The sequence below is a fragment of the Rothia sp. HMSC036D11 genome, from assembly GCF_001814205.1.
Lineage (GTDB): Bacteria > Actinomycetota > Actinomycetes > Actinomycetales > Micrococcaceae > Rothia > Rothia dentocariosa.
In genome coordinates, this window is record NZ_KV815316.1 from 169,184 (window position 1) to 181,515 (window position 12,332).

The window sequence follows — 12,332 nt, forward strand, 5'->3', positions numbered from 1 at the left end:
TCTTAGAAGCAATTTCTATAAGGTTGAAAACGTACCTCATTAAAACTTCACACTCTGAAAACCAGACAGAATATAGTGAGATGCCTCGCCTCTACGTATAGCAGAGACGAGGCATCTCATTCTATTTAGCCCAACTCAGGCTAGAACCTCACTTATCGAGAGGAGATAACACTCTCTGAGAAGGGGTTCGGGTTACCGAAGCGGTGTGCGGTAATCGAAACGGCCTGTTCACGCAGGAAGGGGAGCATCTCGATACGACCAGCCTCGGTCACGGGGTGGAAGTACACAGCAACATCGGGACGACCACCCAGGGCCGTGTACACGGACTTGACGTCATCACCGATGTAACGGATACGAGTACCTTCAAGCGGAGTACCAGCCAGAGCGCGAACCGGAGTCTTAGCGTTAGAAGCCAAGTATGTGCGCCATGCTTCATCGGACTCGACCAAGTACTTGATGCCTTTGTTTTCGAGAATACCGCGTACAGCGACCGGCAGATCCTTGCCCACAGACAGAGCCATCGGCGCACCCGCAGCCAAGCCAGCAAGAACCACACGAACAGCATCTGCCACAGAGGCGGATTCGTCAGCACGTACCAGAACCTGAGTGGGAACGTAACGCAGAATGTTACGCTCAACGCCAAGCTTCGAGGGATCGTAGCCGTAACCAAACTCGCTCTCCCAAGCTTCAGCATCCGAGGATGCCGAACGGGTCAGGAAGGCGAAATCTTCTGCGGTGCACAAATCGGCATTATCTGCTGTTGCCAGAACTTCACGTACAGCAACTGACTGAGGAACAGCGGTTGCGGTAGCCTCGGTGCGTTCCCAGTCGGACAGTGCAATGAGATAGCTAGGACCGCCTGCCTTGGTACCAGAACCAACAGTGGATTTCTTCCATCCGCCAAAGGGCTGACGGCGAACGATAGCGCCGGTAATACCACGGTTCACATAGACGTTACCTGCCTGCACCTTGGAGAGCCAGAGCTCAAGCTCCTCTGCATCCAGCGAATGCAGACCAGCGGTGAGGCCGTAATCCGGTGCGTTCTGAAGCTCAATAGCTTCTTCCAAAGTATCCGCGGTCATGATGCCCAGGATCGGACCAAAATACTCGGTCATATGGTACTCAGATCCAGGCTTAACACCTTCACGAACACCAGGGCTCCATAGGCGACCGGTATCGTCAAGTTCCTTAGGCTGAATGAGCCAGCGCTCCCCCGGCCCTAGAGTAGTCAAACCACGCAGAAGCTTCTCTTCAGGCTTCTGTGCAACAGGTCCCATCTGAGCTTCAATATCCTGCGGATGTGCCACGTGCAGAGAGTTGACGGAGTCAAGAAGCTGACGACGGAAACGCTCGGACTGTGCGGCAGCGCCTACCAAGATGACGGTAGAGCCTGCGGAGCACTTCTGACCTGCGTGTCCAAATGCCGAGTATACAACATCCTTGACAGCAAGATCGATGTCAGCGTTGGGGGTCACGATGATAGAGTTTTTACCGGAGGTCTCACCAAATAGCGGAAGATCATCGCGCCAGGAGCGGAAGAGCTCTGCCGTCTCGTAACCACCGGTGAGGATCAGACGATCAACCTCGGGGTGAGAGATCAAAACCTTGCCAGCCTCACGGTCAACAACCTTGACGAGCTTCAGAACGTCCTTGGGAACGCCTGCTTTCCACATGATCTCAGCAATCAGAGCACCAGTACGTGCAGTAATAGTTGCAGGCTTGAAGATAACAGCCGAACCTGCAGCCAGACCGGCAAGAACACCACCGGCGGGAATAGCCGTCGGGAAGTTCCACGGCGGAACAACCACGGTCAAATCAACCGACTGTACCTGAGCACCGTCAATCTTTTCCAAGTCTTCAGCAAGCATTGCGTAGTAGTAGGCAAAGTCGATAGCTTCAGAAACCTCGGTATCACCCTGATCCAGAGTCTTGCCAGCCTCAGCAGCCATAACTTCCAGAAGCTCGGCACGGTGCAGGGCGATTTCCTTACCAACGTTACGCAGTACAGCAGCACGCTCAGCGCCAGAGAGACGACCCCAAACCTTACCCGATGCTTCAGCATCAGCAACAAGCTGTTCAGCCTCAGCGGCAGAAGTTAGCTCGTTTTCCTTCAAAGTAGCAATACCGATTTGAGTGGTCTTGGAACGCTCAAGGATTGCGCGACCCCACTCACGGTTGCCAGACAGCGATGGGTCGGTATCGGGTGTGTTCTCAAAACGACCTGCGGGTACGAAGACGTTATCTGCGTTCTCAGTCTGACGGTTCTGATGGCGTTTGCCTTCCGGAACCTCATCAGTGACCGAGTTCAGTGAGCGCATAAAGCGGTCTTCTTCGCGCTTGAAGATTTCTTCGTCAGTTGCGAGATCAAAAATACCCGACATGAAGTTTTCGGAAGATGCATTCTCTTCTAGGCGACGAATCAGGTATGCAATAGCAACGTCGAATTCCTTGGGGTTCACCACGGGCACATACAGAAGCAGGTGTCCTACACGACGGCGAATGATTTCTGCCTGCTGCTCGGCCATGCCGATCAGCATCTCGAACTCCACGCGATCCTTAACGCCGCGGTCTTCAGCCAAAAGCAACGCAAACGCAACGTCAAAGAGGTTGTGCCCGGCAACGCCTAGGCGGATGTTCTTCGCATGCTCGGGACGCAGTGCGTAATCGAGGATGCGCTTGTAGTTGGTGTCTGCAGCCTGCTTGGTGTCCCAGGTGGTGACAGGCCAACCATGCATAACACCTTCCACGATTTCCATGGAGAGGTTGGCACCTTTAACCAGACGAACCTTGATGGAAGAACCGCCGTTAGCAACGCGCTCCGCTGCCCACGCCTGCAACCGCTGCATTGCGGCGAGAGTATCGGGCAGGTATGCCTGAAGCACGATGCCTGCTTCAAGATCCTTCAGATGAGGCTGATCCAGAATCTTGGTAAAGACCTCAATGGTCATATCGAGGTCTTTGTACTCTTCCATGTCCAGGTTAATGAACTTCTTGGGGGAAGAGGATGCGGCCAGCTCATACAGCGGAGTCAAACGTCGAACTGCTTCTTCGACAACTTCGTCAAATGCCCAGTGCTGATGAGGACCAGAGACAGCAGATACCTTAATAGAAACATAATCAACGTCGTCACGAGCGAGCAGACGCTTAGTCTCAGAGAGACGATGCTCGGCTTCATTATCACCCAACACTGCCTCACCCAGCAGGTTAACGTTCAAACGGTTACCACTCTTGGTAAGTTCTGCGATGGCATCTCCCAGTTTCTCTTCGGAAGCATCGACGATCAGGTGACCTACCATTTCGCGCAATACGCGACGCGCCACAGGAACGGTAGGCCACGACACCTTACCGGCCAGCTTACCGCCGAAGCCAACGGCGGACTTCATGTACCACGGCAAGAAGGAAGGAGCTAGACCAGAAATACGAGATAGGTTACGACCCGAAACGTTGTCGTCCTCAGGGCGAATGACGCCATCGACAAATCCAACGGTAAAGGGCAGACCCTTTGGGTCTTTCAAAACACCAGCCAGTTGCTTGGCAGCATAAGTTGGCTTAATGGACTGAGACTCAGTCACCCATTGACGAACGAGTGCACGAGCGTCCTGAGCCAATTTCTGGTAATGCTCAGATGCGAAAGGATGCGTCATCCTTGACTCCTAACTAACTACGGTGTGCTATAAGCACACGAAGCGTATTGATGTCTCTATTTCACCACAAAAGGGTATTGAATACCTCATTAGAAAAACTGAATGTTTTTGCCAATAATGTTTTAGAATATCTAAATATTTTTGACGGCCGCAAATCCCCACTAAACCCCATGAAATAGGCGGAAGGGCATGAGCGCACTACAAGCCAAACAACTACCATCCAACCCCACCTCATCCAACATTCAACAAGCACTTTAAATCTTAAAGATTTACGGCCTTAAACCCGACTTGTTTGCAATCAAAATACAGTACTTAGTACTGGACAAAACGAACAGAGTTCATTTATTACAAGAGAATGACATCCCAAAATGTTTATGAAAACTTTATCGTTGCGTCCGTCGTTTCTGCGACACAGAAAGTACCTATTTCGATACCATGAAGAAAAGCTTAAGGTGGTTTAAGATACCGCATCAGGCAGCCTAGTACTCCGCAAAATGAGAGGCAGCAAGACCTATGCGAACAGCGCACCCTTACTCCACTAAACCAACCACGACCGCGCTAATTTAAGGAGACTTTATGTCTGTATCTGATATCCGGCGTATGCAAATGCTTCTGGAGATTCACGAACGCGGCACCATTATCGCTGCTGCGGATGCTCTCAGCTTGACCCCATCTGCTGTGTCACAGCAAATTGCAAACCTCGAAAAAGATACAGGTACAGCATTATTACAACGTGTTGGGCGGCGCGTTCAGCTCACGAACGCCGGTCTTGTCATGGTCGATAGTGCTCGTACTATATTGCGCGAGATAGACCGCATGCAGACAGCAGTAGCAAACCTTGCAGGAGAACCAGCAGGAACCGTGCGCTTGGCGATCTTCCAATCCGCTTCCTTTGCGCTTCTGCCCCGCGCTATCAAATACCTCGAAGAACATGCACCGCGTCTAATTCTGCACGTTCTACAGATCGACCCAGAGACGGGAACTTCACTCACTCGAAGCCGCGAGTACGACATGGTTCTTTCAGAGGCTTATCCGCACCACCCTATCCCCGAGTATCCAGACCTGCACTCTGAGCTTTTGGTAGAGGATCCCCTGAGTCTTATCGTTCCCGAAGATTCCAGCATCAAATCTCTCAAAGAGGCTAACGAATTGCCTTGGGTTCTTGAGATGGAGCAGAATACATCGCGCCAATGGGCTATCAATCAGTGCCGCACTGTAGGGTTCGAACCAGATATTCGGTACAGCGCAAACGACATGATCACTAATGCAAACTTGGTGCGTTCAGGATGCGCAACCACTATAGTGCCAGGATTCGTACTCTCAAGCCTATCTAACACAAAGGGTATTCGCACAGTAGATCTTCCGGGTAAGCCTTCACGCAAGATCTTTACCGCAGTGCGCACAGAGTCCGCGAAGAATCCGGCCCTAGTAATGGTTCGTGATGCGCTTCAGCACGCCGTTAAAGAAGCGTTCGGCTCATAACAAGAAACCTAAACACTATTTCTCCATCACGGCTCGGGCGAGTTTTTCGTCGAGCACCAGGTCTGTAATAGCGCCCGTACGCAGCGCTCCTCTTAGCGCTGCCGCACGGTGCGTTCCGGAGGCTACGCATATACGACGAGGAATGCGGGAAAGCTCTTGAGGGCTGGGGCCGGATGCTCGGCGGTTAATCTCAAGGTCATTCCAGCTTCCGTCCTCCCGCAGAAGCACCGTACAGATATCGCCGACCACTCCCTGCTCACGCAGTAAGCGTTGTTCAGCCGCATCAAAGTACCCGCCCGAGTACACATGTGAGGGAATAGCACCTCCAAAAGCACCAATACCGAACACCGCTACATCAACCCGGCTTTGTACCTGCAGTGTCGCCTGGATGCTCCGCTCGCGCCACATCGCAGCTTTGGTATCGGCAAAGTCAAAGAATGCGGGCACCGGAAAATGAATCATATAAGCATCGTAAGCGCTTACCATGCGTCCCAGTAGCGTGCCTAAATATGGTATTCCAGAATGATGCGCATTCCCTGCCCCATTTAATTGCACCACGCTCACTCCCTCTAGTGGTCGTTTAGGTAGATGCCGCGAAACCTCTGTCAGGGTTGCTCCCCAGGCCACCCCAATACTCGTGCCGTTATCGACTAGCGAATCAAGAATTTGCGCGGCAGAACGCGCAACCTGGCTCATCCTAGCGATTGGGGTAGCGTCCTGCTTGGTATTCACAAGAGTAACGCGAACTTTGTACCGCTCCCCCAACCGTTTTTCGAGCTCATGTCGGGTTCTATACGAGTCGTCGAGGCGAATCTGCACCATGCCTGTCTCGCGCGCATTTTTGAGTAAACGCGAGATAGTTGCGCGTGAAACTCCTAGGCGGGATGCAATAGTATCCATTGTGAGATTTTGGATGTAATACAGCTGCGCGACCTCATAGGTTTGACTGAGTCGTTCGTTCATTCGTTCCTAACCTTAAGTGAAAATCCGTTCACTCCACTTGGTAATTATTTCATCACTAAGTTTTACTTGAGAGCAATACGTCCTCGGTTCGGCAGGTAGTCCGGCCTCCATACTCACAAGAAGAAAGATACCTATGAGCTCTCAACAATTTGCGCAACTCTCGCACCTAACAACAGAATCCCGTGCACGTGCCCTAGCTGAGATGAGCAGCGGTACTGAACTTGATGTTCTGGTAATTGGCGGCGGCATTACTGGTGCCGGTATTGCCCTTGATGCGGCGACTCGCGGCCTACGTACGGGTATTGTGGAGGCCGGAGACTGGGCTGCGGGCACCAGCGCTTGGTCCTCAAAACTTATTCACGGTGGCCTACGTTACCTCTATAACCTAGATTTCAAACTCGTAACCGAGGCTCTCAAGGAACGCGGTCTGTTGCTCGAAAAAATTGCACCTCATCTTGTGCGCGCGCAGCCCTTTTTGTGGCCATTGAAGACGCCGGTCATTGAGCGCTCCTATTCCGCTATCGGCATTGGCATGTACGATGCTCTCGCATATTTCGGTTCGCGTGGTAAAAAGGGAGTTCCTTCGCAGCGTCACTTTACAAAAAAGGGCACCAAAACAGTCTTCCCAGATATCAAAGACTCCGCTTTTACTGGCGCTATTCAGTTCTACGATGCCCGTGTAGATGATGCCCGCTTGGTGGTTGATGTTGTTCGCACCGCCAGCGGTTATGGTGCCCTGGCTGCCTCACGCACCCAAGTGGTAGGCATCGATAAAGATGCCTCCGGTAAGGTAGTGGGCGCGCGACTGGTCGATCTTGAAAGCGGGCAGGAACTCACAGTCAAAGCTAAGCATATTATTAATGCCACCGGAGTCTGGACCGAAGAATCCGAATCTCTGGCTAACCCGGATGCTGGCCTTGAAGTGCTCGCTTCTAAGGGTATTCATATTGTGGTGCCGCGTGATCGCATCCACGCTACCAGCGGTATTTTCACGAAGACCGAAAAATCAGTGCTTTTCATTATCCCGTGGCAGCGCTACTGGATTATTGGTACGACCGATACCCCATATACCGAGGATCGCGAGCGCCCTGTAGCAACGCGTCAGGATATTGATTATGTGCTGGAGCAGGCGAATAAGCTGATTGCTAATCCACTGACCCACGACGACATCATCGGTACCTATTCGGGGCTGCGCCCCCTCTTGCAGCCGAAGGTTAAGGGTGATAGCGCACAGTCCACCAAGGTGTCTCGTGAACATACTGTCACGGAGGTTGCCCCCGGTATGAGTGCCATTGCTGGCGGCAAGCTGACTACCTACCGCGTAATGGCGGCGGATGCGGTTGATTTTGCACTCGGTGATCGTGCACAGGAACGTCCGTCAGTGACAGAGACTATCGCGCTGGTGGGTGCCGAGGGATATCGCGCTATTGAGGCGGGCCGTGACCGTTACGCGCAACGCTATGGTTGGGATGAAGACCGTATTACCCATCTTCTGGAACGCTATGGCGCGCAGATTGAAGATCTTGGTGCGCTTATTGATGCTGATCCGGATCTTGGCAAACCTCTTAAACATGCACCGCAGTTCTTACGCGCCGACGTTGTATTCGCTGTTCGCTACGAAGGCGCCCTGCACCTCGAGGATGTACTGGTTCGCCGCGTGCGTCTTGACCTCGAACAACGTGATCGCGGGTTGGCTGCTGCCCCCGAAATCCTTGAGATTATGCGATCCGAGCTCAACTGGGATGATGCGAAGGTCGCGCGCGAACTTGCGCTCTACACCGAACGGGTAAAAGCTATTCGCGAGGCAGAGTCCACTTCTACCGATGCTGAGGCGTCTGCCAAGATTGTGGCTGTAGACCCGGTGGCTCCCCGCAGGAAGCTCAACGTGCAGCACCACTAAAACTTGTGCGAAGCTCAGAGTTTCGCTCAATACTGCCGCAGGATACGGCATTTATCGTTGCCGTATCCTGCATGGTATGCCTGTTTGATTTAGTATTTTTCCAGCAGGCACACCACCCATAATTTTGGAATCCTACGATATGTTGTATTCCGTGAGATTCCTCTACCTCACAAACGCACCGTCATGGCGCATCCGCAATGGCGCGACCGGACTACCCGGTAACGTGTCCTAGGGCGGATGTCTTGTACGGCGACGAAAGGAAAAATATGTCTCTCTTGGCTGCAACCATTCCCGTACAGGCGGTAAGCCTGCTGGTGGGAGATAATGGTGTTGCTACACATCTTGGGCTTTTTGCTTCCGAGCTCTTTGGAACGTTCATTTTGATTCTTCTGGGCGCTGGCGTGGTCGCCGGTGTCTCACTCCCCAAATCATATGCGAAGGACGCCGGATGGGTTGTCATTACTTTTGCTTGGGGATTTGCGGTTTTTGCGGCCGTTTATCTTTCCGGGCCTTCGGGTGCGCATCTTAACCCGGCGGTTACGCTTGGTTTAACGGCGGCCGGTAAAGATTTGACCAAGGGTGTTCCAGCAACTCCGGAAAACATTGCGATCTATATTGTGGCGCAGATTCTTGGTGCTTTCCTAGGTGCTGTTGCCGCGTTCTTGGCCTATAAGAAGCACTTTGATGAAGAGCCCGGTAATCGTCTGGGTATCTTTGCGACCGGTCCCGCGATCAAGTCTTATGGTTGGAACCTGGTAACGGAGATTCTGGGTACATTCGTACTTGTTGGCTGGGTTGTTGCCTCCGGACAGACTCCTTCCGGCTTGGGTCCACTGGCCGTGGCACTTATTGTAGTAGCTGTCGGCATGAGTCTAGGTGGACCTACCGGGTACGCTATTAACCCTGCGCGTGATCTTGGCCCTCGTATGGCCCATGCTGTTCTGCCTATTCGCGGTAAGGGCGGCTCGAATTGGGCATATTCTTGGGTTCCGATTCTGGGCCCCATCATCGGTGGCGTATTGGCTGGCTTGATCGTGCCTGCAGTCTTGGGATTTTAGAAACCACTACACGGTTTAAAGATATTTTGGTGAGCGGGCATCACCCATTATTCCTTGTTATGGCGCGGTCATGCGCCCCCCCAACCATTTAAGTGAGGTTACTCATGACTACTTCCTTGCATTCGGCAACTTTGGATGTTGAACGTAAATACGTTATGTCTATCGACCAGGGCACCACCAGTTCCCGAGCTATCCTTTTCGATAAGGCGGGCAAGATCGTTTCTGTGGGTCAGCTTGAGCACGAGCAGATTTTCCCCAAGGCAGGCTGGGTTGAGCACAACCCCGTTGAGATTTGGGATAACGTGCGTAAAGCCACTGCAATGGCGATGGCAAACGGTGAGGTAAACCATCACGAGATTGCTGCAGTGGGCATCACTAATCAACGCGAGACCACGGTGGTGTGGGATAAGAACACTGGTGAGCCGGTCTATAACGCAATTGTCTGGCAGGATACCCGCACCCAAGAGATTGTCGATGAACTTGCTGGCGATAATGGCGTGGGTAAGTACCACGATGTTGTGGGTCTGAATCTTTCAACCTACTTCTCAGGACCCAAGATTAAGTGGATTCTTGATAACATTCCCGGCGCTCGTGAGCGTGCCGAACGCGGTGATCTGCTTTTTGGCAACACCGACAGCTGGGTAGTGTGGAACCTAACCGGCGGCGTTGATGGCGGTGTACATGTAACCGATGTTACGAATGCATCCCGCACGTTGCTTATGAACATTCGTACTCTTGAGTGGGATCCGCAGATCGCTGCCGATATGGGTATTCCCATGAGTATGCTCCCCGAAATCAAGTCTTCATCTGAGGTCTACGGCTATGGTCGCCCCACCGGTCTGATGCGCGGCACACCCATTGCCGGTATTCTGGGCGATCAGCAGGCGGCAACCTTCGGGCAAGCTTGCTTTGAGAAGGGCATGGCGAAGAACACCTACGGCACCGGTAACTTCATGCTGATGAACACCGGAAATGAGCCCGTGTTCTCAGATAACGGCCTTCTTACGACCGTGGCGTACAAGATTGGGGAAGCTGACCCCGTTTATGCCCTAGAGGGTTCGGTTGCGATGAGCGGTTCGCTGATTCAGTGGCTCCGCGATAACCTGGGCATGCTCACCAACGCCTCTGATTCCGAAGCACTAGCAACCTCGGTTGAGGATTCGGGTGGTTGCTATGTGGTTCCTGCATTCTCGGGTCTGTTTGCACCGCACTGGCGTTCGGACGCGCGCGGCGTGATCGTGGGCTTAACCCGCTATGTAAACAAGGCGCATATTGTGCGCGCGGCGTTGGAGGCAACCGCTTTCCAGACCCGCGAGGTGTTGGATGCGATGAACGCCGATTCCGGTGTGAAGCTTTCCGAGCTGCGTGTGGATGGCGGTATGACCGCGAACGAGTTCCTGATGCAGTTCCAGGCAGATATTCTAGGGGTTCCGGTGATTCGTCCGAAGGTTATTGAGACTACTGCGTTGGGTGCCGCCTACGCAGCCGGTATTGCGGTCGGTTTCTGGGACGGCGAGAAAGACGTTGTCGAAAACTGGGCTGAGGATAAGCGGTGGCTGCCTGCCATGGAGCAGTCCGAGGTAGACCGCCAGTACCGCCTCTGGAAGAAAGCCGTGGCACGTACCCTCGACTGGGTGGATGAGGACGTGCCGACTTCCTAAGAATTTTCTTCGTACATAAAGTCCGCACTCTTTTGCGTAAAACGCACAGCATCGCTGTTCGAGACATGCAAAAGAGTGCGGGTTTTATATTTTTACTGCATCCCGTACATTTCGCCGCATATCGTACGCTTCTACCCTACGAAATTACCGGAAAATGTACGGGGTAATTACAGCACGTGTCTATATCAGGTATGAGAACAACCCTAGTTACCAGCAATGGCAGGCCAATAGATTTGCCATCCTCCCGCGGTTCGGGCCGCTTTGCCTGCTTGGACGATTAGCCCATGTAACAGTGCATACTCTTCAACGCTCAATGCTTCAGAACGGATGCGTTCATCGCACGCTTTACGTGCTTGCGCATAGGTGGTGTAATCTCCCCACCCAGCCGCTGCGAGAAGCCTGCGCGCATAAGCATCGTAAATAAACACACCTCGGTGGTAGGCATACAGCAAAATGTCGTCAGCGGTTTCCTCACCTACGCCCTTCACCCCAAGCAGCGATACTCTCAACTGTGTATCACTCACAGATTCAGCAAGGGTATCGGTAGTGAGGAACCAATCGGTGATGGTTTGCAGATAGACGGTTTTAGTGCGCCAATATCCTGAGGGTCGGATCGCTTCTTGTACCACAGCCGAATCAGCTGCAGCGAGTATTTCAGGATTGAGAAGATCAAGGGTACGCAAGTTTGCCAATGCGGTTTCGGTGTTCGTCCACGTGGTATTTTGCACCAATACTGCGCCTACCAGGATCTCGAATTTTGTTTCGGCTGGCCACCACACGCCCGCATCAGGAATCGCGCGCTGGAGCACCGTCATCATCTGGCGCATCGATTCCATAACAGACCCCTCCAATAGGTTTTCACGTCATCGCATAGTGCACCTGAAATCTTGACAGAGTTCAACTCCGGCACCATCACACTTGATATGGATATTTGAAAACCAGCAATCTCTATTCGGAATCTGAGCTCTCTTCTTAAAGCGTTGGCAGACTACGCCGTCGAGTAGTTGGGCGGCCCAAGACAAGATAAATGCTATTCGAGTTTTAAGAGACAAGTCTAGCCATCCAAGTACGAAGCATAGGAATTTCGTTCGGGGCAACGGTCGCGATAATACGTTCACAATCTGCGCTGGTTAAAGCTAAATAATCTTCTGGGACATGATATGCATCTCTGAGTTCTCCTGCATACACACCTGGGAAACCACCGCCCATCAGAAAAGGTGGCCTATTATCACCAATAAGCACGTGATCAGGATCAGTGTCTAACATGGTCAACGCACGGTCATAGAACTCATACCCACCAATAACAACGGTCTCTTGGCTGGTCTCAAACTGTATATCTATATAATAAAACCGGGGCAAAAAATAGCCGCTTGTGTTTACGAGCATCAGGACTGATACTCACGCGCATCGTCGAAAGCGGGAGAACCGGCACGCTCTGAGAATAGTCTCTGGCTTCCTGCTCGCTAGAAAAACGTATGGGCATCTACGCACTCCCTTCAGCACTGCGCATGTCTAGGGTATCAAACCTATCGAAAAATCAGTCAGCGTCTCAGATGATTAGGTGATACGCCTAGAAGGATAGAAATATCCCGTACACTTTGCCGCATCTTCGTAGGGTAAAAGC

General features: G+C 52.4%; 7 protein-coding genes. 4 read left to right on the forward strand and 3 right to left on the reverse strand.

Annotation, left to right across the window (positions count from 1 at the left end; all coding sequences use genetic code 11):
* Window positions 1–152: 152 nt before the first annotated feature.
* Window positions 153–3,644 (reverse strand): bifunctional proline dehydrogenase/L-glutamate gamma-semialdehyde dehydrogenase, encoded by a 3,492-nt coding sequence (locus tag HMPREF2958_RS10450; protein WP_070697926.1) that lies wholly within the window; start codon window positions 3,642–3,644, stop codon window positions 153–155.
* A gap of 576 nt (window positions 3,645–4,220) precedes the next feature.
* On the opposite strand from HMPREF2958_RS10450, the gene HMPREF2958_RS10455 reads away from it, so the two are divergent.
* Entirely contained in the window at window positions 4,221–5,126 is a 906-nt protein-coding gene (locus HMPREF2958_RS10455) for a LysR family transcriptional regulator (RefSeq protein ID WP_048754844.1), read from the forward strand.
* Between the two features lie 15 nt (window positions 5,127–5,141).
* Here the strand turns inward: HMPREF2958_RS10455 and HMPREF2958_RS10460 are convergent, their stop codons facing one another.
* Window positions 5,142–6,089, reverse strand: a complete 948-nt coding sequence (locus HMPREF2958_RS10460; RefSeq protein WP_070449472.1) for a sugar-binding transcriptional regulator — start codon at window positions 6,087–6,089, stop codon at window positions 5,142–5,144.
* A gap of 133 nt (window positions 6,090–6,222) precedes the next feature.
* On the opposite strand from HMPREF2958_RS10460, the gene HMPREF2958_RS10465 reads away from it, so the two are divergent.
* From HMPREF2958_RS10465 to glpK, 3 genes are all read left to right on the forward strand, one after another.
* On the forward strand, window positions 6,223–7,989 hold the full coding sequence (locus HMPREF2958_RS10465) for a glycerol-3-phosphate dehydrogenase/oxidase (RefSeq protein ID WP_070697927.1): 1,767 nt from the start codon (window positions 6,223–6,225) through the stop codon (window positions 7,987–7,989).
* 266 nt (window positions 7,990–8,255) lie between these two features.
* Window positions 8,256–9,047: an MIP/aquaporin family protein gene (locus HMPREF2958_RS10470; protein ID WP_070697928.1), complete on the forward strand. Its 792-nt coding sequence runs from the start codon at window positions 8,256–8,258 to the stop codon at window positions 9,045–9,047.
* Window positions 9,048–9,151: 104 nt separating this feature from the next.
* Window positions 9,152–10,708 (forward strand): glycerol kinase GlpK, encoded by a 1,557-nt coding sequence (gene glpK / locus HMPREF2958_RS10475; RefSeq protein ID WP_070697929.1) that lies wholly within the window; start codon window positions 9,152–9,154, stop codon window positions 10,706–10,708.
* A gap of 203 nt (window positions 10,709–10,911) precedes the next feature.
* On the opposite strand, the gene HMPREF2958_RS10480 is transcribed toward glpK, so the two are convergent.
* Window positions 10,912–11,544: an endonuclease III domain-containing protein gene (locus HMPREF2958_RS10480; RefSeq protein WP_070697930.1), complete on the reverse strand. Its 633-nt coding sequence runs from the start codon at window positions 11,542–11,544 to the stop codon at window positions 10,912–10,914.
* Between the last annotated feature and the right edge of the window lie 788 nt (window positions 11,545–12,332).

Bases quoted from the DNA above. Each gene is read 5' to 3' on its own strand.
- HMPREF2958_RS10470 (WP_070697928.1), top strand. From the start codon at position 8,256: ATGTCTCTCTTGGCTGCAACCATTCCCGTACAGGCGGTAAGCCTGCTG.
- HMPREF2958_RS10465 (WP_070697927.1), top strand. From the start codon at position 6,223: ATGAGCTCTCAACAATTTGCGCAACTCTCGCACCTAACAACAGAATCC.
- HMPREF2958_RS10460 (WP_070449472.1), bottom strand. From the start codon at position 6,089: ATGAACGAACGACTCAGTCAAACCTATGAGGTCGCGCAGCTGTATTAC.
- HMPREF2958_RS10450 (WP_070697926.1), bottom strand. From the start codon at position 3,644: ATGACGCATCCTTTCGCATCTGAGCATTACCAGAAATTGGCTCAGGAC.
- HMPREF2958_RS10455 (WP_048754844.1), top strand. From the start codon at position 4,221: ATGTCTGTATCTGATATCCGGCGTATGCAAATGCTTCTGGAGATTCAC.
- HMPREF2958_RS10480 (WP_070697930.1), bottom strand. From the start codon at position 11,544: ATGGAATCGATGCGCCAGATGATGACGGTGCTCCAGCGCGCGATTCCT.
- glpK (WP_070697929.1), top strand. From the start codon at position 9,152: ATGACTACTTCCTTGCATTCGGCAACTTTGGATGTTGAACGTAAATAC.